Raw genomic sequence first — 22,101 nt, forward strand, 5'->3', positions numbered from 1 at the left:
TCATGTTTGCTCTCTCCTTCTATTGCTGTACTTTTCTTTGTTCCAATGCCAGTCTGATCAACCGGTCTGTCTGGTCTGCCATAAACAGAGGGATGTTCAGTACATCATTATCCAGCTTCAGATTATCCAGGGAGAAGCGCACACGGAGTTTTACCTTATCTGGGAACAGTTCTTTAAATTTCTTGAGGCTTTTGCTGGATGTATTGGCTTCGGATTTGACTTCAACAGGGAAAATATCATTCTCTCGCTGAATCAGAAAATCCACTTCATACGGAGGATTGGTTTGTGCCCAGTAGCGGGGAACTACTTCAAACTGTGTAAGCAAAGTCTGTAGCACAAAGTTTTCGGTCAATGCACCCTTGAACTCGGTGAACAGGCGGTTACCCTCACCGAAAGCAGTAGGTGCCAAATGTGCCAGACGGCGGAGCAGACCGACATCTACCAGATAAATCTTAAAGGCTGACAGATCATCATAAGCAGCAACAGGAAGGCCGGGAGCGGAGCTACGGTAGATTTTATGCACCAGTCGGGCATCTACCAGCCACTGTAGAGCATCCTCGTATTCACGGGCTCTGGCGCCTTCTTTGACAACCTTGTAAATGAACTTCTTATTTTCTCTTGCCAGCTGAGAGGGAATAGATTTCCAAATCATAGAGATCTTCGGGAACTCGCTGATATTGGGGTGCTTTGCGAAGTCACGCTCATAAGCACCGATAATGCCAGACAACGCCTCCTGCATTGCAGAAACGTCACGGGCTTCCGTCCACATCAGAACGGATTCAGGCATACCACCGGTGACGTAGTACATCTTCAATTTCTCGTACAAAGGATTAAAGAACGCATCGGGGATCGGCTCAATGGTATCCACGCTTTCCAAATATGCAGCAAGGTTTTCGTCACCATTGGCAATCAGAAATTCCGAGAAAGTCATGGGATCAATCTGCATAAAGTTGACCTTGCCCACAGGGAAAGAAGATGGCTTTGCCAGAGCGATACCTAATAGAGAACCGGCGCAGGCAATATGATACTGTGGAGCGTTCTCACAGAAGTACTTCATGGAGTTGATGACTTTAGGGCAGTCCTGTACCTCATCGAAGATGATGAGGGTCTTTTCTGGCACAATCTTCTGACCGCTTGCCAGCATCAGGTTCTGCAGAATACGATCAACATCCTTGGTGGTTTCAAAGAATTGTTTGTATTCTTCGTTTTCATCAAAGTTAAAATAAGCCGTATTTTCATAGTAACGCTTGCCGAACTCTTTCAGAATCCAGGTCTTACCCACCTGACGTACACCCTTCAGGATCAACGGCTTACGGTAGGGAGAATTCTTCCAGTCCAGCAGCTTTTTCAAAATAAATCGTTCCATAGACTCACACCTCACACTTTTATTGGAGTTTTAGTGTTTCTTGATCACACTTTTATTATATGCGTAAGTTTCCCAAAATACAATCATAATCACAAAATTATACGAGTTTTATGGAGGTAAAATCACACTTTTATATTGATACAAGAAATAGGTCTGAATCTCGAAACTGATTTTATACGATTTCTCGTTGCTCCGCCAATCATTCCGAAAGCTGTTAAAATAATCTTTTTTACGTTTGCCATATGCCATCCTCTTGAGAAGGATGCCCACATTATCAGATATGTAAACGCACTGCATGTATCGTGGAGAAACGCCATGTTATTGATGCGGTTGTTACAGTCAATGTAACGGAGCATTGCCAGCTTTCAATCATGTGGATTTATTATATTATATATTAGTCATTCATATTGTAATAAGATAGGAATTCCGTTACAAATTGTTTTACATTTTTTACTTTTTCATCAAAGAAAATTTGCATTTTTATTTCGTCGTCAATAGTATCATTATTTTGGAAGAATTCAGTTGCAGATTCCATACAACCTTGCATGTAGCCTTGCACATAGCCTCGGACATAACCTTCTACAAAAGCATCAGCTCCATAACTATCAGGTTGATAATTTCTTTGCGCTTTCAGGGCAATATAAGCATGTTCATTTGCTTCTTCATGCAATTTCTCTAAGTACTGCTCAAATTCGGTCATGTATGTGTTCCTCCCTTATCTATATGCGCTCTTCTTTTTTTATTATATTGTCATTTGCAGAAATCGGCAATATTGATTTTTGAGCGATAGTCTCTTTCCTAGTTGGTGAAAAGCAGTAGTATTATTTTTACTTTCTACTCTGGAAAATGGTTCTGTAACCGGCGTACGATGAAGAGTATTTTTGTGGCCTGGGAACTTTTTCACTTTATTATATAAAAATACCCCGCTCCTGGATATGGGGCAGGGGATTTTAGCTTAATATGTAACTGTTCCAGGCTGATAAATAATCGATTTCTTTGTGCCGATTCCGAGTATCTTGTTCAATTCAGAATAGAATATTTCTTTTTCGCTCATTTGATCTAAAAGCTTAAAGTCATAATCCCAAAAGCAAGACTCTACGCATCTTTCCAAATCTTCAATATCAGACATCATATTTTCAGTAAGTTCACAAGGATCTTCATTTTCTCCGCACTCTTCATCAGCGATCATTTTTTCACATTCTTGTTTCAAAATACTGAATACATATTCTCGATCTTCCTGCTGCATCTTTATAGTCGTACTTGTATTGCACGCTTCACACTGCTCAATTCCGTATCTGATCAGTTCATACATAACATATTCCAAGATAAGTGCTGGTATATATGTTTTTTCTGATTTCAATAAAGCAATCAAGTCTGAAAAAGCTGCTTTTCTTTTGTGTCTTGGATACGACTTTGGAAAAAAGCGGGCTAACATCCATTCATCATCCTTTAACGGTTCTGCAATTTCCAAGATTCTTTTTGAAATGAATTTTGCAATTAATTCATTTGCTTTGGCATCTCCAGTTCCTAATAAATCCGTCAATTGTAACATTTTTGATATCTCCTTTTTTGGTTTTCTTGCTTATAAGTATACATCTGTAAGCATTCTTTTTGGTTACACGACATGTAACTTTCATATTTTTCTGTGAAAAAAACGAAAAAAATTCCCAAATGCTATCCTGAAATAAAAAAGACAAGGAGGAATTATTTATGATGTCATTTAAAGAAGTTTATGAAAAATTCAAATGTAACAAAACAGATGCCGCAGTAGCACGCAAAGCAAATCTGAACAAAACTACATTGTCACGTATCATTCGAGAATTGATTCCTGCGAATCGCAATTATCTCTGGAGCTTATGTTTTGCTTTAGAATTAAATTTAGATCAATCAGAAGAATTATTTGCTGCCGCGGGAATATATATGAATTCATCATATCATATGTCCGAACAAGAAAAAGATCGTGAGAAATTTTTGAAAGAATGCATCAACAAAAAACAATATAATGTGATTGAATTAAATGTTGAGTTATACGGGATGGGATATCAGTTATTGGGGAATCAGACATACACGAAACATTAGTGCATTGACACTTTTGGGGAATGTTGTTAACAATCAAATTTTGCGGAGTGTTGCAGAATGTGATCAGTGCGGTGAAAAATATTTATATCTCCATACGCTTTCTATCGGCAAATTATAACCATCTGCCAGAATGTCAGCATTGCAGTGTGGACATTCGTACACTGGTTGCGCATTTTTCTGATTTGGATTATACTTAAACTATCAGGAGAAAGGAGGAACGATTGTATGCCACAAACAATTCGTACACTGCTTACTCAGTATTTATCAGAAGTACAAAAGATTTATGGCGCACATCTCAAGAGCGTCATTTTATATGGTTCCTATGCAAGAGGTGATTATACATCCGATTCCGATGTTGATATCATGTTGTTGGTGGATTTAACACAGGAAGAAATGGATGCTTACTCGGATGCATTGTCAGAACTGGGATATGAGTATAATGTAAACTATGATATCTGGATGATGCCGGTTGTGAAAAATATTCAGCATTTTAAGCAATGGGCAGCAGCATATCCATTTTATACCAATGTACAGAAAGAAGGGGTGGTTTTATATGAAGCAGCCTGATTCGTTGGATGTTGGAACAAAAATGGATGTGGTCTGTCATCGTTTAGAACGAATGCAGGAAAGAGATATCAGCAGAGCAGATGTAAAAAACGGGATTGCCACCGGGGAAATAAATATGTGTATGTTTTGTAAAAATACGACTACTATCCAGAGTACCACAACCCACGTTGTGAACTATAAAGACTGCATCATCGTAATCAAGAATGTTCCATGCCTTGAATGTGACCAGTGCGGCGAGAAATACTACACCGATGAAGTCGCTGAGAAACTGGAAATGATTGTAAATATGGCAAAGAAACTGATGCAGGAAATTGCGGTAATTGATTATAAGCAGGCAGCGTAGAATGAAGAACAAATTTAATATATGAAATTATTAGACAAACCCGATTTGTAGTATGATTTTACTGTTGGGATTGTTTTGAGTATAATATGGTTTTTATCGTGTCAAATTTTGTGTTACAATAAAGACACCTCTTTTCAGAAGCGTCTTTCTCATGTAAAATATTAAAAAGTTGCTGTTTGTGCGGCTTTCGCACTATTCAGTCCATCAATCCAGTTGCATAATATAATAATCGTTTCAAGATTTACATTGTATATTGTACGACACCTTTTCGGCCACCCAACACATCTTTCCCTTTCAAATCATCCCAGGAGAAATCCGCCATTTCTTCCCTTGCGACAAGAAAGTTCCCGGCTCTTTGTGTAAGCTGCGCGAAGTTGACGATCACATCATTTGCACCTTCCTGATACGTGTAGATGGAAGATTCGCTTCCCATGAATCCGATATCGGCCTCCCCGGAAAGAACGGCGGTCATGACTTTATCTGCTCCAAAACCAGTGATGAGTTGGAGAGAAATTCCTTCTTCCTCAAAATACCCTTCTTCGATTGCCACGTATTGCGGTGCATAGAAGATAGAATGTGCAACTTCATTTAGAGTAACTTCCGTCATTTTTTTGTGAGCAGTGTTTTCGGAATTGCTTTCAGTGGCAGCAGGAACGGCAGCGGGATCACTGCTTTCATTTGCCGAGCATGCAGGGAGCAGGCTTACGAGAAGTATGCCTGCCAGTAAGAATGAGATGGTTTTCTTTTTCATAGTATCCTCCTGAACAAAAAAGTATCTGATTTAAGGTATGCACGGGATGGGGGAATGTGAGAATGTGTACGAGGAAAAGCGTATTGTAAAATTAGGATAGGATATATTTGGGTAAAAAATGTTGCGAAATCAAGATAAATGTACTAACATTAAAAGTGGTAGGAATTACTGCTATTAGAAAAGAGAAGGAGAAAAGAATGGGAAAGCATTTATCTATGGATATCCGTGTTCCGATTGAACCGGACAATCCGGCTATTGTGCGAAATGAAGCACTCTGTATCCGCTGTGGGCAGTGTAAGGAAGTATGTGAGAAAAGTATTGGAGTTCACGGTACTTATCGTCTGGAGAATACGCAGGATACTGCGGTCTGTATTCACTGCGGTCAGTGTGCTAATGTCTGTCCGGTTTCCAGTATTACAGAAAAGATGGAATATCAGGAGGTGAAAAAAGCCATCCAGGATCCGGATAAGGTTGTGATTTTCAGTACGTCACCTTCTGTTCGGATTGCTCTGGGGGAGGAATTCGGACTTCCCGGAGGAAGTTTTGTGGAAGGGAAAATGGTGGCTATGCTGCGAAGCCTGGGAGCTGATTATGTGCTGGATACTAGTTTTGCAGCGGATCTGACGATTGTAGAGGAAGCAAGTGAGCTGATTGAACGGGTGACGAAAGGAACGAAGCCGCTTCCCCAGTTTACCAGTTGCTGCCCGGCATGGGTGAAATATGCGGAAATGTATCATCCGGAGATTTTGTCACATATTTCTTCCGCAAAAAGTCCGATAGGAATGCAGGGGCCAACGATAAAGACTTATTTTGCGAAAAAAATGGGAATTGATCCTCGGAAGATTGTGAATGTTGCAGTTACACCATGTACCGCCAAGAAATATGAAATTAGGCGGGAAGAAATGCAGGCAGCGGCTGAGTATCTGGGAATTCCGGAAATGCGAGATATGGACTACGTCATTACGACCCGGGAACTGGCACAGTGGGGCAGGGAACAGCAGATTGAGTTTTCTATGCTGGAGGATTCGGAATTTGATCGTTTAATGGGTGAGGCATCCGGTGCAGGTGTGATTTTTGGAAATACGGGTGGTGTTATGGAAGCAGCACTTCGTACCGCTTATGAGTACATTTCAGGAGAAAAAGCACCGGAGGTTCTGTACGAACTGGAAGCTGTCCGGGGAATGGAAGGAATGAAAGAAGCTTCCCTGCAGATAGGAGAACTGACGGTGAATGTTGCTGTTATCTATGGTACCGCGAATGCAGAGAAAATGCTCCAGTCACTTCGAAATGGAGAAAAGCAGTATCACTTCATTGAGGTGATGACTTGTCCGGGCGGTTGTATCGGTGGCGGTGGACAGCCAAAGGGAACACTGGAAAGAGGCGATGAGCTGCGTAAAGAGCGCATTGCAGGCTTGTATCAACGGGATCAGAACATGAAACTGAGAAGCAGTCATGAAAACGAAGAGCTGAAAGCCTTATATCGGGAATTTTATAAGGAACCGTTGTCGGATTTGGCGGAAAAAATGTTACATACCCGGTATAGGGATCAGAGTGAATTATTAGGAGGTAAGAAGATAATGAGTGAAAGTGTAAAGTATCGTTGCAAAGTATGTGGTTATATTCATGAAGGAGAATTGCCGGAAGGTTTTGTTTGTCCAGTGTGTAAGCAGCCCGCATCTTCCTTTGAAAAAATTGAAGAACCAAAAGCAGGTGGAAATATCTACGCCGGAACCAAGACAGAAAAGAATTTGATGGAGGCTTTTTCAGGAGAGAGTCAGGCAAGAAATAAATATACCTATTTTGCAAATATTGCCATTCAGGAAGGTTACGAGCAGATCGCCGAGTTATTCTTAAAGACTGCAAGAAACGAGCAGGAACATGCAAGAGTATGGTATCAGGAATTAGGACATCTGGGAAATACGGCAGGTAATCTTCTGGCTGCAGCAGAAGGAGAGAATTATGAATGGACTGATATGTATGATCGGTTCGCAAAAGATGCAGATGCAGAAGGATTCCATGAATTGGCAGAGAAGTTCCGCAAAGTAGGAGCAATCGAGAAGGCGCATGAAGAGAGATATCGTACACTGCTGAAAAATGTGGAAATGCAGAGAGTGTTTGAAAAGGGTGAGGAAGCTATCTGGGAATGCCGTGCCTGTGGCCATCTGGTAATCGGCAGAAAAGCACCGGATGTTTGCCCGGTTTGTGGCATGAGCCAGACTTTCTTTGAAGTGAGAAAAGAGAATTATTAACATTATAATTATATTTTTAGAGGCGCTTAGATGAATGTCTTTTTGTTTTTGTATGGCATTGAACTGTATAGCAATCTTTATGAACATGGCGCAGAAGAAAAAAGAGAGCCGAAAATAATTGCAGATCATCAGAGCCGATGGGCAAGGTCCATCGGCTCTAATTACGCTCCGGGATATTCGGGATCGTCCAGATACACTCATTCAGGTAATAGGTCATAATAACCGGTTTTCGCATATTTTCGATGATGAGTTTACAATGGAATTCTATCTGATTCGAGAAACTGCGCCTTACCCAATAGGAATCCACCTTGTACCGCTCGCCGTTGATGCCGACATAAAGAGGCTTGATCTGCCCGTCATCGTTAAAGGAAGCGATGACCGGGACAATCTGCATGGGCAGATAATCATGGGAGTTGGAGGATAGGATTTGACTCATAAAGCATCACTCCTCGCTCGAAACATTTTGTTCATGTCTATCATCTCCTGGTTGAAAATATTGAAAGGATCTGATATAATTATACACGAACATACATTCGATTTCAACAACAAGATATAGGGGAATGATTGGTAATGAGACCATAGAAACCTGAGAGGAGGCTTAGATGTGACAGACAGAACATATATTGCAATTGATTTGAAATCTTTTTATGCCTCTGTAGAATGTATCGAAAGAGGTCTTGATCCGCTTACTACGAATCTGGTCGTTGCGGATGCATCCAGGACAGAGAAGACCATATGCCTTGCGGTATCCCCTTCCATGAAGAGCTACGGTATTCCGGGAAGGCCAAGATTATTTGAGGTGGTTCAAAAGATCAAGGAAGTAAATAGAGAGAGAAGATCAAAGATACCGGGCGGAGAATTTACAGGAGCGTCTTTTCATGCAGTAGAGCTTGCAAAGTCTCCAGATCTGGAGGTGGCTTATATAGCAGCAGCTCCGAGAATGGCATATTACATGGAATACAGTACGAGGATTTTTGATATTTATTTAAGATATATTGCACCTGAGGATATGCATGTATATTCTATTGATGAGGTATTCATTGATGCTACGACTTATCTGAATACTTATGGGATGAGTGCCCGTGAGCTTGCGCTTAAAATGATTCGGGATGTGCTGCGGGAAACGGGAGTGACAGCAACAGCGGGAATCGGTACCAATATGTACCTTTGTAAGGTTGCTATGGATATTGTAGCCAAGAAGATCCCTGCGGACGCGGACGGAGTCCGGATCGCAGAACTTGATGAGATGTCCTATAGAAAGCTTTTGTGGAATCATGTCCCGCTTACGGATTTCTGGCGAGTCGGCCCGGGATACGCAAAGAAGCTTATGGCAAATGGCTTATATACTATGGGAGATATTGCGCGTTGTTCGATCGGAAAGCCGAATGAGTATTATAATGAGGCATTTTTATATAAGCTGTTTGGAGTGAATGCGGAGCTTTTAATCGACCATGCGTGGGGATGGGAGCCTACGACCATTGCGGAGATCAAGGCTTATAGACCGCAGAAGAACAGCCTGGGCTCCGGTCAGGTGCTTCATTGCGCGTACACGGCAGAAAAAGCAAGGCTGATCGTAAAGGAAATGACGGATTTACTGGTGCTCGATCTGGTGGATAAGAAGCTTGTCACAGATCAGATGGTACTTACGATCGGATATGACATAGAGAATCTGACGGATCCTGCAATCAGGAATAAATATCATGGAGAGGTTACTACAGACCATTATGGAAGACGAGTTCCGAAGCATGCGCATGGAACCATGAATCTGCCTTGTCAGACTTCTTCTACCAGGATTATTATGAAAGCAGTGGAAGAACTGTTTGACAGGATCGTCAATCCGGATTTACTTGTGCGAAGGGTGAATGTTGTGGCGTCAAGGGTGATCCCTGAGAGTGAAGTTCCTAAGAAGCAGACTTTTGAACAGCTTGATTTATTTACGGATTATGCAGCGCTCGAACGAGAAAGAGAGCAGGAGAACAAAGAGCGCGAGAAGGAGAAAAAGCTTCAGCGGGCGGTTCTGGATATTCAGAAAAAATACGGTAAGAACGCGGTCCTTAAGGGAATGAATTTGGAAGAGGGCGCTATGACCAGAGAAAGAAATGGACAGATAGGAGGCCATAAAGCGTGAGTGGATATTATAAAGACGAGCACAGATATGATGATATTATGGACCTGCCACACCACCAGTCTAAAGAGCGGACACACATGTCACTCCACGACAGGGCAGCGCAGTTTGCGCCTTTTGCGGCCCTTGCCGGACATGAGGAAGCCATCGAAGAAACCGCAAGACTTACAGATGAGAAGATCATGCTTGATGAGACTGCGATCGAGAAGATCAATGAGAAGCTTTACGATATCTCTCAGCATTTGTCTGAAAAAAGAAATGTGTCTATCACATATTTCAGGCCGGATACTCAAAAATGCGGCGGGGCATATCTTACGGATGTGGGAACGGTCAAAAAGATGGATGAGGTGGAAAAAGTCATTCTCATGGATAGTGGAATGAAGATAGCAATGGAGCAGATTATAGAGATAGAAGAAGTGTAGAGATAAATGTTGGAATCAACGGGAATGAAATGAGGAGAGTACATTGAGTACTCTCCTTAAAACATATCATTGTAAACTTATTTTTATGTCCCCGAAATTAACCCCGGTTCTGCTGTGCAACCAGCTGATCTGCGCCGTACTTCTTGCGGAGGGCAGGTTTTTCAATTTTGCCGGTGGCATTTCTCGGAACGTCTGCGAAGATAATTTTCTTCGGTCTCTTATATCTTGGAAGTCCTTTGCAGAATTCTTCGATTTCTTCCTCTGTGCAGGTCATGCCCGGTTTGATCGAGATAATCGCACCTGTGATCTCGCCGAGACGTGGATCCGGAAGACCGATAACGGCAACGTCATTGACCTTATCGAAGGTGCTCAGGAAGTTTTCAATCTGTACCGGATAAATGTTTTCTCCACCGCTGACGATGACATCTTTCTTACGGTCTACGAGGAAGTAGAAGCCGTCTTCATCCTGCATGGCCATATCACCGGTACGGAGCCAGCCGTCTACGATCGTCTCTGCGGTAGCCTTCGGATCATTGTAATAACAGGTCATAACACCGGGACCCTTGACACAGAGCTCTCCAACTTCTCCAAACGGAACTTCTTTCAGATTCTCGTCTACGATCTTGCATTCCCAGCGATATCCGGGAACACCGATAGCACCGACTTTATGAATATTCTCTACACCAAGGTGAACACATCCGGGACCAGTGGACTCGGAAAGTCCGTAGTTGGTATCGTAGAGATGGTTCGGGAAGTATTCTTTCCAGTGTTTGATCAGAGATGGCGGAACAGGCTGCGCACCAATGTGCATCAGTCTCCACTGACTCAGCTCATAATCTTCGAGCTTCACATCACCTCGGTCCAGAGCATTCAGGATATCCTGAGCCCACGGAACCAGAAGCCATACGATAGTACATTTTTCTCTTGAAATAGCATCCAGAATGATTTCCGGAGTCGTGCCCTTCAGAAGAACTGCTTTGCTTCCTGCGCAGAGACTTCCCATCCAGTGGAATTTTGCTCCGGTATGATAAAGCGGCGGGATACAAAGGAAGGTATCGTTCCGGTCTGTCAGGTGATGTTTCTGTTCCATCTCTGCAGCCTGGGTCAGACTTTCATGATTATGTAAAATTGCTTTCGGGAATCCGGTGGTTCCGGAAGAAAAGTAGATAGCGGCATCATCGCTTTCTTCCAGATGGATCATCGGAGGCTGGCTGGAACAGTCGGCTACCATTTCACGATAGCTTTCGGCAAAGGTGGGACAGGTGTCTCCTACATAAATAAGAAGCCGTCCCTTGGTCAGCTCATCAACAATCGCTTCAATTCGGCCGATAAATTCCGGCCCAAAGAATAAGACATGTACTTCGGCCAGATCTGCACAATATTTGATTTCAGAAGAATCAAAACGGAAGTTAAAAGGAACGGCGATCGCACCGGTTTTCAAAATTCCGAAATAAATCGGCAGCCATTCCAGACAGTTAAACATCAGAATTGCAACGCGGTCCCCTTTCTTAATTCCACGTTCCAGAAGCATATTTGCAACGCGGTTTGCTTTTTCATCAAAGACACTCCATGTGATTTCTCTTCTGTACGGTTCAAAAGAAGTAGGCTGTACCAGACTGTATTCTCTCCAGCTGGTTCTTTTGGTGTCTTTCACAGATGGGTTCAGTTCCACAAGAGCCACTTCGTCCCCATATAATTTGTGATTTCTCTCAAGTAAATCAGTAACAGGCATGATGGATTTCCTCTCAATTCAAACTTTAATACTTTAAATCAAGATAGCATATTTGAAAGATAAAGTCAATAATCTGGCAGGATACTTTGAAAGGTACGATTTGTTTAACGTCGGAGGAGCTTCTGCCGATATAAAAATACTGTTTACCAATTCCGATAAAAATGATACAATAATACAATACAGTAATAAAGTGTACTCATTGTGCAGAAAAGAGAGGTTTATATGAAAAAGAATTTTCAGAGAACCAGAAACGAAGATATGTATAAGGCAATTCTTCAGCTGGAATCAATAGAAGAATGTATGGATTTTTTTGAGGATATCTGTGCAGAGACAGAGCTTCGCGCTATAGAACAGCGTTTTGATGTGGCGAGAATGCTCTCAAAGGGAAAAATCTATTCAGATATTATGAGTACAACAAGTGCCAGCACAGCAACTATCAGCCGTGTGAGCCGTGTGTTGAATGGCGGTACGGGTATGCTGGAGAAGACGTTGATTCGTTTGGAAGAGAGCGAAGTAAATGCAGAAAGTGAAAGTTGAAAGGAGAGTTACGATACCGATGAAACAGTTGATGCTAGGTAATAAGGCATTTGCCAGAGGTTTATACGAGGCAGGATGCAGCGTGGTGTCCAGTTATCCGGGGACGCCAAGTACAGAAGTTACAGAAGAAATTGCAAAATATGATGAGGTCTATTGTGAATGGGCTCCGAATGAAAAGGTGGCCATGGAAGTTGCTTTTGGAGCCTGTCTTGCCGGAAAAAGAAGCTTTTGCGGCATGAAGCATGTCGGACTTAATGTAGCGGCCGATCCGCTCTATACCTGCTCCTATACAGGTGTAAATGCAGGGATGGTGATTTGCGTGGCGGATGATCCGGGCATGCATTCTTCCCAGAATGAGCAGGATTCCCGCCATCATGCAATCGCAGCGAAGGTACCTATGCTGGAGCCGTCTGACTCTGCAGAAGCACTGGAATTTGTAAAGACCGCATATGAGATTTCGGAGACATTTGATACTCCGGTCATTATAAAAATGTGTACCAGAGTAGCACATTCCCAGAGCGTTGTCGTTCCGGGCGAGCGTGTGGTTCCTAAGCAGAAGCCATATGAAAAGAAGATTCAGAAATATGTAATGATGCCGGGTAATGCGATCCGCCGTCATCCATTTGTAGAAGAACGGACCAGAAAACTGATCGAATACGCGGAGACCAGCCCGCTGAATCGTGTGGAGATGGGAGGAACCGCACTGGGTATCATCACTTCGTCCACCTGCTATCAGTATGCGAAGGAAGTTTACGGAGAAAATGCAAGTATCTTGAAGCTTGGTATGGTAAATCCGCTGCCGGTAAAACTGATTCGGGATTTTGCGGCAAAGGTTGAAAAGCTGATCGTGATCGAAGAGCTGGATCCGATCATTGAAAATCATTGTAAGCAACTTGGCCTGACTTTATCAGGAAAAGATCTGCTTCCGATCTGCGGCGAGTTTTCTCAGAATCTCATTGCGGAAAAAATAGAAGGAAAATGTGCAGACTGTTATTCTCTTGGCGAACAGCTTCCGGGAAGACCGCCTGTTATGTGTGCAGGATGCCCGCACAGAGGACTGTTCTATACTCTTTCCAAGAATAAATGCACGGTTCTTGGAGACATCGGCTGCTATACCCTTGGCGCGGTAGCTCCCCTTGCCGCTATGGATATGACTCTTTGCATGGGTGCATCCATCAGTGCCGTTCACGGATTTAACAAAGCCAGCGGCGAAGAAAGTGAAGGAAAGACAGTAGCCGTAATCGGTGATTCCACCTTTATGCATTCCGGTATGACCGGTTTGGCAAATGTTGCCTATAACCAGAGTAATTCCACCATTATCATTCTGGATAATTCCATTACCGGTATGACCGGTCATCAGCAGAATCCGACGACCGGATACAACATCAAAGGTGATCCGGCAGGAAAGATTGATCTGGAGGCATTGTGCAGAGCGATGGGCTTCAACCGCGTAGCTGTCGTGGATCCATACAATCTGGAAGAGTGCGATAAAGTATTGAAAGAAGAACTTGCAGCAGATGAGCCGTCTGTCATCATCAGCCGCCGCCCATGTGCACTTCTTAAATATGTAAAACATAAAGCTCCTTTGAAAGTTGCTGTGGATAACTGTGTAGGATGTAAATCCTGTATGCGTCTTGGATGTCCTGCAATCAGTGTAAAAGACAAAAAAGCTGTGATCGATACAACATTGTGCGTTGGCTGCGGAGTTTGCCAGCAGATGTGTAAGTTTGATGCATTACAGAGCGGGGAGGAATAAAGAAATGACAAAGAATGTAATGATTGTCGGTGTAGGAGGACAGGGATCTCTCCTTGCCAGCAAACTTTTAGGATATCTCCTTCTGAATGAAGGATATGATGTAAAAGTATCTGAGGTACATGGTATGAGTCAACGCGGTGGAAGCGTGGTTACATATGTAAGATTTGGAGAGAAGGTGTATTCACCGGTCATTGACAAGGGTGAGGCAGACTTTATCGTATCCTTTGAAAAGCTGGAAGCGGCACGTTATGTGGAATATTTGAAAAAAGGCGGACGCATCGTGGTCAATACCCAGGAGATCGATCCAATGCCGGTCATCACCGGTGCAGCTTCTTATCCGGAGAACCTGATCGATAAGATGGAAGCAGAAGGAATCGCAGTTGATGCAATGGACTGCCTTTCCCTTGCAGAGCAGGCTGGCTCTGCCAAAGCGGTAAATCTGGTCCTGATGGGAAGACTTTCCAGATATTTTGATATTCCGGAAGAAAAATGGATCAGTGCTATTGAGAAGTGTGTTCCGGAAAAATTTGTCGAAATGAACAAAAGAGCGTTTGCCCTCGGGAGAGGTTAAACAATACAGTAAGAAGGAGAAAAAGAGATGAAAAGATATTTTCAGCCAGAGATCGAATGCGCATCCAGGGATGAGATTCATAAGATCCAGAGTGAGAGACTTGTAAAACAGGTCCGGAATGTTTGGGACAATGTGCCAATGTACAGAAAGAAAATGGAGGAAAAAGGACTGACTCCGGAAGATATCAAGTCTGTGGATGATCTGCCGAAATTGCCTTTCATTGAAAAAGATGATTTAAGAGACGAGTACCCATATGGATTGCTTGCACGTCCGCTTTCAGAATGTGTTCGCATTCAGTCAACCAGTGGTACTACCGGAAGACGTGTGGTTGCCTTCTATACTCAGCATGACATTGATCTCTGGGAGGATTGCTGCGCCAGAGCAATCGTAGCCGCAGGCGGAACCAAAGAAGATGTCTGCCATGTAAGTTATGGTTATGGTTTGTTTACCGGCGGCCCGGGATTAAATGGTGGTTCCCACAAAGTAGGATGTCTGACGCTCCCGATGTCTTCCGGAAATACGGAGAGACAGATTCAGTTTATGACAGACCTGGGATCTACGATTCTTTGCTGTACTCCATCTTATGCTGCCTACCTAGCGGAGAGCATTCATGAAAAAGGGGTACGCGATCAGATCAAATTAAAAGCAGGTATTTTCGGAGCAGAAGCATGGACAGAAGAAATGCGCCATGATATCGAAGAACAGCTTGGCATTAAAGCGTATGATATTTATGGACTTACAGAAATTTCCGGTCCGGGTGTAGCCTTCGAATGCGAAGAGCAGACCGGTATGCATGTAAATGAAGACCATTTTATTCCGGAAATCATCAACCCGATCACGGGAGAGGTGCTTCCGGACGGCGAGAAGGGCGAGCTTGTATTTACCAGCATTTCGAAAGAAGCATTCCCGCTCATGAGATATCGTACCCGTGATATCTGTATCTTAAGCAGGAAAAAATGTTCTTGCGGAAGAACGCATGTGAAGATGAGTAAACCGCTTGGAAGAAGTGATGATATGCTGATCGTTAAGGGTGTAAATGTATTCCCGTCCCAGATCGAGACCGTACTTATGAACCAGGGATATCCGGCGAACTATCAGATCATCGTTGATCGTGTAAACAACAGTGACACCATCGAAGTTCAGGTAGAAATGACACCTGAGATGTTCTCCGACAACTTGAGTGTTGTATCCGAAAAAGAGAAAGAGCTTGTAAACGGACTGAAAGCGATGCTTGGAATTTACGCTAAGGTTAAGCTGGTTGCACCTAAGAGCATTGTAAGAAGTGAAGGCAAAGCAGTTCGAGTGATTGATAAACGAAACCTGTATCAGGGTTAATGAATAGGAGGGAAAATTCATGACAGTTAAACAGATTTCCGTATTTCTTGAAAACCAGCCGGGGAAACTTGCTGAGGTTGCAGCGGTTCTTTCCGCTCAGAAAATCAACCTTCGTGCAATTTCAGTAGCAGAAGCTTCTGATTTCGGTATTGCCCGTATCATCGTGGATGATGTTTTCAACGCAGTTACCATTCTGAAAAATGAAAATTATATTTGCTCTATTACCGATGTCATCGCTGTGGAAGTTCAGGATGAGCCCGGTATGCTTGCAAATATGATTGCTGTACTTGGGACAGAAGGAATCAATATTGAGTATATGTACACGATTTTGGGAAAGAAGAACGATGTTGCATATATGATCATTCGTACGAATGATGATGCACAAGCTGCAAAGATTCTGGATGCGAAAGGATTCCGTATTGTAGGTATGGACGCAATGAAGTAATTGGATAGAGAGAAAAGCAAAACCCACCGGAGAATTCTTCAGTGGGTTTTACTTTTATTGAATGCCTAATAATTTTATAGCATTTTCTGATAGAATCAATTCTTTTTCCCGATCAGTGAGTGCGCTTTCCTTCAGAATTTCAGCACAGGTTCTTTGGTCTGCCCATGGACAGTCGGTAGCAAAAAGAATCTTATCCGCGCCATGTTTGCGCACCATGCGGATAAACTGGGCTTCACTCACACGAGTGATAGAGTAAGCAGTGTCGAGAAAGATGTTCTGACCGCAGAGTTTTTCTTCGGCCTCATCGTAATTTTCGTTGCTTCCTAAATGTGCAAGAATCAGATTTTCCGGAGCAACATCTTTCAAAACGTCGAGAACCATATCGGGAGTGCAGAACTCATGATCCGGCGTATAGGGATCATATCCGGCATGAGTGATAACCGGAAGACCGATCTCGGATGCGGCATAGATCAGATTTTTCATGCGGATATCATTGAATTCTACATTCTGATAATGTGGGTGGACTTTGACTCCGGCGAATCCTTCTCGTTTAATCAGCGCCAGATGAGCTTTGCAGTCAGGATCGTCCGGATGGATACCCGCAAGGGAAATCAGCCGTTGCTCATGAACGGAAGCATACGTCTCGTTGATATAAACCGCAAAACGAAGGATGGAATCAAATTGCTTCACATCGGTTACGACAGGAAGCACAACACTGATGTCGATACCGGCATGTTTCATGGAAGAACGCAAGCCGTCTGCACAACCGTTGGTGGTGGGCTTTTGTCTTATGACTGCTGCCAGATTGGAAATCGCTCGTTCTGCGATTTTCTCTGGAAATATATGAGTATGAAAATCAATAATCATGGGTGTTTTCTCTTCTAGTATTTATTTGACAGATTTTTATGTGTTATTTATAAGAATCTGCCAGTTTTTTGAACGCATCAAGCGCGCGTTCGATTCTTTCTGTAGGTACGCAGTAGGAAATACGTGCATGTCCCGGACAGCCGAAACCGGATCCCGGAACGATGAGGATATTAAACTGTTTTGCTCTTTCACAGAAAGCAACGTCATCTTCTTCCAGTGTCTTCGGGAAGATGTAGAAGGTTCCGTCCGGTTTTACTACATCAAAACCAATCTCGCGGAGCCCATTGTAAAGGAGATTGCGGTTGGTCTCATAGATGGTGATGTCGGCAGTCATATCTGCACACATGGCACATACGCGCTGGAAAAGTCCGGGTGCATTGACATATCCAAGGGAACGGCCTGCACCTGCAACAGCTGCGTACACCAGTCCGTGTTCCTCGACTTCATCCGGAACAAGAACGTATCCCAGACGTTCTCCCGGAAGGGAGAGGGACTTGGACCAGGAATAGCACACCAGAGTATTGTTGTAGTATTTAGGAAGGTACGGAACCTCAATACCATCGAACACGATCTCGCGATAAGGCTCATCCGCGATCAAGTAGATCGGATGGCCCAATTCAGCAGATTTTGCGTTGAGGATCTCCGCAAGTTTTGTGCAGGTCTCATGTGAATATACAACACCGCAGGGGTTATTCGGAGAGTTTACAATGACTGCTTTTGTGTTCTCGTTGATTGCTGCTTCAAACTTTTCAAAGTCGATCTGGAAAGCTTCGGTATCGGCAGGGATCAGATTCATTTTTGCGCCGGCACCTTCGATAAATACTTTGTATTCCGGGAAGTATGGTGCAAATACAATGACCTCGTCATCCTTGTTGCAAAGACCATTCAGACAGCAGCAAAGTGCAGCGGCGGCACCGACGGATACATAAAAGTTATCCGGTCCGAAAGATGTATCGAACCGTCTGTTTACGGAATCGGCAAGGAGCTTTCTGACTTCGATGTCTCCCTGAGCGCTGGTATAACCATGAATAACTACAGGATCTGTATCCTGAAGCAGTTTGATTGCAGTTTCATTGACTGCATCCGGAGCCGGAACACTTGGATTTCCGATGGAGAAATCAAATACATTCTCAGCGCCGATTTCTGCAGCTCTTTGTTTACCAAATTCGAAAAGTTCACGGATCACGGAACGGGAAGTTCCCAATGCCACCATTCTTTCATTTAAATTCGCCATGATGATTACCTCGTTGTTTTTGTTTATTTATGATTGGATTGTAGTTGTATATTAACGCGTTGCTGTAATAATGATAGAGCATAATATTTTATTTGTCAATGAAAGAATCCCGATGAAAAAGCATCTTATTGTATGAAAAAAGGCAAAAAAACAAGCGGACGTATCCGTAATCTGATTGACAGATCAAATGGCGTATGCTACAATTTTATTACTTTAACGATTTAAAGATTAAAACTTTAAGGTACTAAAGAAAAAGCACAAACTCAATGAGTTAGTTGAGAGGGAAGAGGAAAGAAAATGTTAAAAGTAATTGTACTCCTGGCATACTTTGCACTGATGATCGCAATCGGTCTGTATTGCCGCAAAACAGCAACAGATGTAAATGGTTTTGTATTGGGCGGCCGCTCGGTTGGACCGTGGCTTACCGCTTTCGCATACGGTACTTCTTATTTTTCCGCGGTCGTATTTGTAGGATACGCGGGACAGTTTGGATGGAAATATGGTATCGCAGCGACCTGGGCCGGTATTGGAAATGCCATTATTGGCTCACTTCTTGCATGGGTAGTTCTGGGAAGAAGAACCAGAATCATGACACAGCATCTTGATTCAGCGACGATGCCGCAGTTTTTCGGACAGAGATACAACAGTAAAGCACTGAAATTGTGTGCTTCCCTGATTATCTTCGTGTTCCTGATCCCATATACAGCATCGCTTTATAATGGTCTTTCCAGATTATTCGGAATGGCATTTAACATTGATTATTCCGTATGTATTGTATTGATGGCAGTTCTCACCGGTATCTATGTAATTGCCGGAGGGTATATGGCTACTGCGATCAATGATTTCATTCAGGGTATGGTTATGCTGGTAGGTATTGTTGCAGTGATCGCGGCAGTCCTTGCAAGCAAAGGCGGATTTATGGAAGCATACCAGGGACTTGCACAGATTTCGGATGAAACGGTTTCTACCGCGCCCGGTGTATTCGCATCTTTCTTTGGACCTGATCCACTGAACCTGATGTTTGTGGTTATCCTTACTTCTCTTGGTACATGGGGACTTCCACAGATGGTTCAGAAATTTTATGCGATCAAAGATGAGAACGCGATTCAGAAAGGAACTATTATTTCCACGCTGTTTGCTCTGGTTGTAGCCGGCGGATGTTATTTCCTTGGCGGTTTCGGACGTCTGTTCTCCGATAAAATTGATATTGCCGCAAATGGATATGATTCTGTTATCCCGACCATGTTGGAGAGTTTAAGCCCGATGCTGATCGCATTGGTAGTAATCCTGGTACTTTCCGCATCTATGTCTACACTGTCCTCACTGGTAATCGCGTCCAGTTCCACACTGACGATCGATTTTATTAAAGATAACGTGGTAAAAGATATGGATGACAAAAAGCAGGTAACTGTAATCCGTGGATTTATCGTCGTATTTATCGCGATTTCTGCAGTACTTGCACTGATTCAGTATAAGAGCTCCGTAACCTTCATCGCACAGCTGATGGGTGTGTCATGGGGAGTACTTGCAGGTTCCTTCCTGGCTCCGTTCCTGTATTCGCTGTACTGGAAGAAGACAACGGTAGCATCCTGCTGGGTATCCTTCATCTGGGGCTGCGGTCTTACGTTTATCAATATGTTTGCAAGATCAAGCCTTCCGGTGATCATGCAGTCTCCGATCAATACGGGTGCAATCGCAATGCTCGGCGGTCTGATTATCGTTCCGCTTGTCAGCCTTGTTACACCGAAGCCGGATAAGAAACTGGTAGACGAGGCATTTGCCTGCTATGAAAAATCAACTGTAGTTTCACAGAAAACGGCACTTGGAAAATAAAGAATGTAGATGTTAAAAAATAGCTAAGATCGGGATGGGACTGGTCTTAGCTGTTTTTTGATTTTAAATAAGTAATTGGGATTTTTGATTGTATTGTAAATCGATTTGAATTATGTTAACATTTATGGACATAAGGATGGATTTGGATGAGCGGAGTGGGTGTGGATTGATTCATTTATGTACACACCGTAAAAAATATATGAGCATAGACATTAAATTCATTTGGTGGTATTGCAAGAATGACAATAAAAGTGATGGAGGAATTACCTGGTAAAGGCTTCCTCTTGATCTGTACTTCTGCATCATATCCAAGAGATGTGTTCAGAAAGTGTTGAAAATGTGGAGGGAGAAAAGATGAAAGTATTAACAATTATAATTGATGCTTTATGTAGTGCTGTTGGCATCATTATTGCCTTGTGCGGTCTGCTGACAAAAAACATGGAAAAGAAGTATTACGAAATTCTTTTTATAACTACTTTCATTGTTGGAATCATTAGTTTGATAATGCCTTGGGGACAAAGAACTACAATACCTGTTATTAGCTTCATTCTGATTATTATAGCACTGGGTGAAAAAGAACATAAAATAATAAATTTATGTTTTGCATGTCTTGGATATATGATAGATGTTATTTTTAATCAAATTGTATTATATATTTTGAACAAATTTTTTGGAATAATAGTAGCTGGTAGTTCTTATGAAGCTATATTTGCTATTATATATACTGGAATATTTGCTTTACTCATCATTTTGATCAGAATAATAATGTATAATAAGATGAATATTCTAAAATATATTAATAGCAGTGACAAATTTAATTCGGGGATATTAATAAATTTGATATGTTTTGTTGCTATTTTCGTAGCTAATGTAGTAATGGGACAAACAGTCAATTATAATCAATCCGTACTCTTAATGAATAGCGTTCTTTTTGGTCTCTGTTTTCTAAGTACAAGCATTGTACTGATTTATTTTACAAAGACCATCCGTTCCGAAGAAGAAAAGAAAGCAGACCAGGAACGTTTGAAAATGACGGAAAATTACGTATCCGGTTTGGAACAATTGATTGATGAATCCAGAGAGCTTCGCCATGATTACAAAAACCTGATCGCAACGATCTCCAGTTTCATCGAAGAGGATGACATGCCGCATTTGAAAGAGTATTTTGATACGAATATCCGGGATACCTGGGTGGCTTTAGATAAAAAGGGAAAAGCGTGGCAGTCCTTAAAAGATGTCGAGCCGCCTGAACTGAAAGGAATTCTCTACGAAAAAGTGCTGAAAGCAATTGCAATGAGTATAGAGATCAGAGTGATTCCGGATTATGAACTGAATGTCGAATACAAAAACATGAAAGCTTTATGCCGCCTGCTGGGGCTCCTGATTGACAACGCCATCGAGGCGGCCGAAGAATCTGAAAAGAAATATGTAGATATTCGTATGGCAAATGCAGAAAACGGATATCGGATCATCATAGAGAATACATATGGCACAAAGCCTGAGTTAGCGCATCTCTATGATAAGGGTTATTCGACAAAAGGAGAAAATAGAGGCTATGGAATGTATTATGCACGCGAAATCATTTTGGATAATGAAGATATGGATTATTGTTTTGAGATTCAGGAAAATGTAATCGTGCAAAACATCAATATTGAAATCTAATGGCAGTGTTGCGTATGATTCTATCTGCAATGAGTGCCGGATTTGCCTGTATTATTCAAACTATGGATATTATTGGAACCGTGGTTCCGAAATAATGATGGATTAGACATAAAAGCAGCAGAAGGAAAGAAGCCTTTTGCTGCTTTTATGTCTTGTTGAATTTGAACAGTTTATATTTTTTCAATGTTTTCTATTTCAAGATACTGTCGGTACGCTTTTTACAAGCC

20 protein-coding genes and 2 pseudogenes are annotated in these 22,101 nt (G+C 42.5%); 14 read left to right on the forward strand and 8 right to left on the reverse strand.

Annotated features, from left to right (window positions below; all coding sequences use genetic code 11):
- Nucleotides 1-19: 19 nt before the first annotated feature.
- The 3 genes from ACTNA4_RS00100 to ACTNA4_RS00110 all read right to left on the reverse strand — a co-directional run bounded on the left by ACTNA4_RS00100 (nt 20) and on the right by ACTNA4_RS00110 (nt 2,918).
- Entirely contained in the window at nt 20-1,366 is a 1,347-nt protein-coding gene (locus ACTNA4_RS00100; RefSeq protein ID WP_441028048.1) for an ATP-binding protein, read from the reverse strand.
- A 394-nt stretch (nt 1,367-1,760) separates the two neighbouring features.
- Nucleotides 1,761-2,066 carry a hypothetical protein gene (locus ACTNA4_RS00105; protein WP_441028050.1) on the reverse strand — a complete coding sequence of 102 codons (306 nt, stop codon included), beginning with the start codon at nt 2,064-2,066 and terminating at the stop codon, nt 1,761-1,763.
- Between the two features lie 255 nt (nt 2,067-2,321).
- The gene (locus ACTNA4_RS00110) at nt 2,322-2,918 is read right to left on the reverse strand and encodes a hypothetical protein (protein WP_441028052.1); all 597 of its coding nucleotides are present in this window, start codon (nt 2,916-2,918) and stop codon (nt 2,322-2,324) included.
- 158 nt (nt 2,919-3,076) lie between these two features.
- Here ACTNA4_RS00110 and ACTNA4_RS00115 point away from each other — a divergent pair, with 158 nt between their 5' ends.
- The 4 genes and pseudogenes from ACTNA4_RS00115 (at nt 3,077) to ACTNA4_RS00130 (ending at nt 4,355) form a co-directional block, all read left to right on the forward strand.
- The gene (locus ACTNA4_RS00115) at nt 3,077-3,445 is read left to right on the forward strand and encodes a hypothetical protein (RefSeq protein ID WP_441028054.1); all 369 of its coding nucleotides are present in this window, start codon (nt 3,077-3,079) and stop codon (nt 3,443-3,445) included.
- A gap of 225 nt (nt 3,446-3,670) precedes the next feature.
- A complete protein-coding gene (locus tag ACTNA4_RS00120) occupies nt 3,671-4,012 on the forward strand; it encodes a nucleotidyltransferase domain-containing protein (protein ID WP_441028056.1) in 342 nt (113 codons plus the stop codon).
- Nucleotides 4,013-4,034: 22 nt separating this feature from the next.
- Nucleotides 4,035-4,115, forward strand: a pseudogene (locus ACTNA4_RS00125) (hypothetical protein); the annotation flags it as partial.
- A 12-nt stretch (nt 4,116-4,127) separates the two neighbouring features.
- On the forward strand, nt 4,128-4,355 hold the full coding sequence (locus ACTNA4_RS00130) for a type II toxin-antitoxin system MqsA family antitoxin (RefSeq protein WP_441024533.1): 228 nt from the start codon (nt 4,128-4,130) through the stop codon (nt 4,353-4,355).
- Nucleotides 4,356-4,617: 262 nt separating this feature from the next.
- Here ACTNA4_RS00130 and ACTNA4_RS00135 read toward each other — a convergent pair.
- Nucleotides 4,618-5,106 (reverse strand): annotated as a pseudogene (locus ACTNA4_RS00135) (ABC transporter substrate-binding protein); the annotation flags it as partial.
- A 197-nt stretch (nt 5,107-5,303) separates the two neighbouring features.
- Here ACTNA4_RS00135 and rbr point away from each other — a divergent pair.
- Nucleotides 5,304-7,355 (forward strand): rubrerythrin, encoded by a 2,052-nt coding sequence (rbr, locus tag ACTNA4_RS00140; protein ID WP_441028058.1) that lies wholly within the window; start codon nt 5,304-5,306, stop codon nt 7,353-7,355.
- Between the two features lie 157 nt (nt 7,356-7,512).
- Here rbr and ACTNA4_RS00145 read toward each other — a convergent pair whose 3' ends face one another.
- A complete protein-coding gene (locus ACTNA4_RS00145; RefSeq protein WP_427805663.1) occupies nt 7,513-7,791 on the reverse strand; it encodes a hypothetical protein in 279 nt (92 codons plus the stop codon).
- 168 nt (nt 7,792-7,959) lie between these two features.
- On the opposite strand from ACTNA4_RS00145, the gene ACTNA4_RS00150 reads away from it, so the two are divergent.
- The gene (locus ACTNA4_RS00150) at nt 7,960-9,483 is read left to right on the forward strand and encodes a Y-family DNA polymerase (RefSeq protein WP_441016032.1); all 1,524 of its coding nucleotides are present in this window, start codon (nt 7,960-7,962) and stop codon (nt 9,481-9,483) included.
- Nucleotides 9,480-9,902, forward strand: coding sequence for a hypothetical protein (locus ACTNA4_RS00155; protein WP_427819688.1), 423 nt, complete (start codon nt 9,480-9,482; stop codon nt 9,900-9,902). Before ACTNA4_RS00150 ends, ACTNA4_RS00155 begins: the two co-directional genes overlap by 4 nt.
- A 97-nt stretch (nt 9,903-9,999) precedes the next feature.
- Here the strand turns inward: ACTNA4_RS00155 and ACTNA4_RS00160 are convergent, their stop codons facing one another.
- Entirely contained in the window at nt 10,000-11,634 is a 1,635-nt protein-coding gene (locus ACTNA4_RS00160) for a class I adenylate-forming enzyme family protein (protein ID WP_427805666.1), read from the reverse strand.
- 222 nt (nt 11,635-11,856) lie between these two features.
- Between ACTNA4_RS00160 and ACTNA4_RS00165 the strand changes: the two genes are divergently transcribed.
- Genes ACTNA4_RS00165 through ACTNA4_RS00185 form a run of 5 tightly spaced genes read left to right on the forward strand, consistent with a single transcriptional unit; the run spans nt 11,857 to nt 16,278 of the window.
- Nucleotides 11,857-12,171 carry a YerC/YecD family TrpR-related protein gene (locus ACTNA4_RS00165; protein ID WP_427805667.1) on the forward strand — a complete coding sequence of 105 codons (315 nt, stop codon included), beginning with the start codon at nt 11,857-11,859 and terminating at the stop codon, nt 12,169-12,171.
- A complete protein-coding gene (gene iorA, locus ACTNA4_RS00170) occupies nt 12,152-13,927 on the forward strand; it encodes an indolepyruvate ferredoxin oxidoreductase subunit alpha (RefSeq protein WP_427805668.1) in 1,776 nt (591 codons plus the stop codon). The genes ACTNA4_RS00165 and iorA overlap by 20 nt, the downstream gene beginning before the upstream one ends.
- A gap of 4 nt (nt 13,928-13,931) precedes the next feature.
- Entirely contained in the window at nt 13,932-14,498 is a 567-nt protein-coding gene (locus tag ACTNA4_RS00175; RefSeq protein ID WP_427805669.1) for an indolepyruvate oxidoreductase subunit beta, read from the forward strand.
- A 27-nt stretch (nt 14,499-14,525) separates the two neighbouring features.
- Nucleotides 14,526-15,833, forward strand: coding sequence for a phenylacetate--CoA ligase family protein (locus ACTNA4_RS00180; protein WP_427805670.1), 1,308 nt, complete (start codon nt 14,526-14,528; stop codon nt 15,831-15,833).
- A 19-nt stretch (nt 15,834-15,852) separates the two neighbouring features.
- The gene (locus ACTNA4_RS00185) at nt 15,853-16,278 is read left to right on the forward strand and encodes an ACT domain-containing protein (RefSeq protein ID WP_427805671.1); all 426 of its coding nucleotides are present in this window, start codon (nt 15,853-15,855) and stop codon (nt 16,276-16,278) included.
- Between the two features lie 54 nt (nt 16,279-16,332).
- On the opposite strand, the gene ACTNA4_RS00190 is transcribed toward ACTNA4_RS00185, so the two are convergent.
- Nucleotides 16,333-17,145, reverse strand: a complete 813-nt coding sequence (locus tag ACTNA4_RS00190) for an amidohydrolase family protein (RefSeq protein WP_441028060.1) — start codon at nt 17,143-17,145, stop codon at nt 16,333-16,335.
- Nucleotides 17,146-17,188: 43 nt separating this feature from the next.
- Nucleotides 17,189-18,379, reverse strand: a complete 1,191-nt coding sequence (locus ACTNA4_RS00195) for a pyridoxal phosphate-dependent aminotransferase (protein WP_427808513.1) — start codon at nt 18,377-18,379, stop codon at nt 17,189-17,191.
- Between the two features lie 297 nt (nt 18,380-18,676).
- On the opposite strand from ACTNA4_RS00195, the gene ACTNA4_RS00200 reads away from it, so the two are divergent.
- A complete protein-coding gene (locus ACTNA4_RS00200) occupies nt 18,677-20,212 on the forward strand; it encodes a sodium:solute symporter family protein (protein WP_441028062.1) in 1,536 nt (511 codons plus the stop codon).
- A 354-nt stretch (nt 20,213-20,566) separates the two neighbouring features.
- On the forward strand, nt 20,567-21,874 hold the full coding sequence (locus ACTNA4_RS00205; RefSeq protein WP_441028064.1) for a sensor histidine kinase: 1,308 nt from the start codon (nt 20,567-20,569) through the stop codon (nt 21,872-21,874).
- Nucleotides 21,875-22,101 lie beyond the last annotated feature (227 nt).

The sequence above is a fragment of the Bariatricus sp. HCP28S3_A7 genome (genome assembly GCF_052066375.1).
Lineage (GTDB): Bacteria > Bacillota > Clostridia > Lachnospirales > Lachnospiraceae > Allocoprococcus.

Excerpts from the sequence above, each read along its gene's own strand:
- ACTNA4_RS00180 (WP_427805670.1), top strand. The coding sequence starts at position 14,526 with ATGAAAAGATATTTTCAGCCAGAGATCGAATGCGCATCCAGGGATGAG.
- rbr (WP_441028058.1), top strand. The coding sequence starts at position 5,304 with ATGGGAAAGCATTTATCTATGGATATCCGTGTTCCGATTGAACCGGAC.
- ACTNA4_RS00110 (WP_441028052.1), bottom strand. The coding sequence starts at position 2,918 with ATGTTACAATTGACGGATTTATTAGGAACTGGAGATGCCAAAGCAAAT.
- ACTNA4_RS00105 (WP_441028050.1), bottom strand. The coding sequence starts at position 2,066 with ATGACCGAATTTGAGCAGTACTTAGAGAAATTGCATGAAGAAGCAAAT.
- ACTNA4_RS00175 (WP_427805669.1), top strand. The coding sequence starts at position 13,932 with ATGACAAAGAATGTAATGATTGTCGGTGTAGGAGGACAGGGATCTCTC.
- ACTNA4_RS00200 (WP_441028062.1), top strand. The coding sequence starts at position 18,677 with ATGTTAAAAGTAATTGTACTCCTGGCATACTTTGCACTGATGATCGCA.
- ACTNA4_RS00120 (WP_441028056.1), top strand. The coding sequence starts at position 3,671 with ATGCCACAAACAATTCGTACACTGCTTACTCAGTATTTATCAGAAGTA.
- ACTNA4_RS00205 (WP_441028064.1), top strand. The coding sequence starts at position 20,567 with ATGAAAGTATTAACAATTATAATTGATGCTTTATGTAGTGCTGTTGGC.
- ACTNA4_RS00165 (WP_427805667.1), top strand. The coding sequence starts at position 11,857 with ATGAAAAAGAATTTTCAGAGAACCAGAAACGAAGATATGTATAAGGCA.
- ACTNA4_RS00130 (WP_441024533.1), top strand. The coding sequence starts at position 4,128 with ATGTGTATGTTTTGTAAAAATACGACTACTATCCAGAGTACCACAACC.
- ACTNA4_RS00100 (WP_441028048.1), bottom strand. The coding sequence starts at position 1,366 with ATGGAACGATTTATTTTGAAAAAGCTGCTGGACTGGAAGAATTCTCCC.
- iorA (WP_427805668.1), top strand. The coding sequence starts at position 12,152 with ATGCAGAAAGTGAAAGTTGAAAGGAGAGTTACGATACCGATGAAACAG.
- ACTNA4_RS00195 (WP_427808513.1), bottom strand. The coding sequence starts at position 18,379 with ATGGCGAATTTAAATGAAAGAATGGTGGCATTGGGAACTTCCCGTTCC.
- ACTNA4_RS00185 (WP_427805671.1), top strand. The coding sequence starts at position 15,853 with ATGACAGTTAAACAGATTTCCGTATTTCTTGAAAACCAGCCGGGGAAA.
- ACTNA4_RS00145 (WP_427805663.1), bottom strand. The coding sequence starts at position 7,791 with ATGAGTCAAATCCTATCCTCCAACTCCCATGATTATCTGCCCATGCAG.
- ACTNA4_RS00190 (WP_441028060.1), bottom strand. The coding sequence starts at position 17,145 with ATGATTATTGATTTTCATACTCATATATTTCCAGAGAAAATCGCAGAA.
- ACTNA4_RS00115 (WP_441028054.1), top strand. The coding sequence starts at position 3,077 with ATGATGTCATTTAAAGAAGTTTATGAAAAATTCAAATGTAACAAAACA.
- ACTNA4_RS00160 (WP_427805666.1), bottom strand. The coding sequence starts at position 11,634 with ATGCCTGTTACTGATTTACTTGAGAGAAATCACAAATTATATGGGGAC.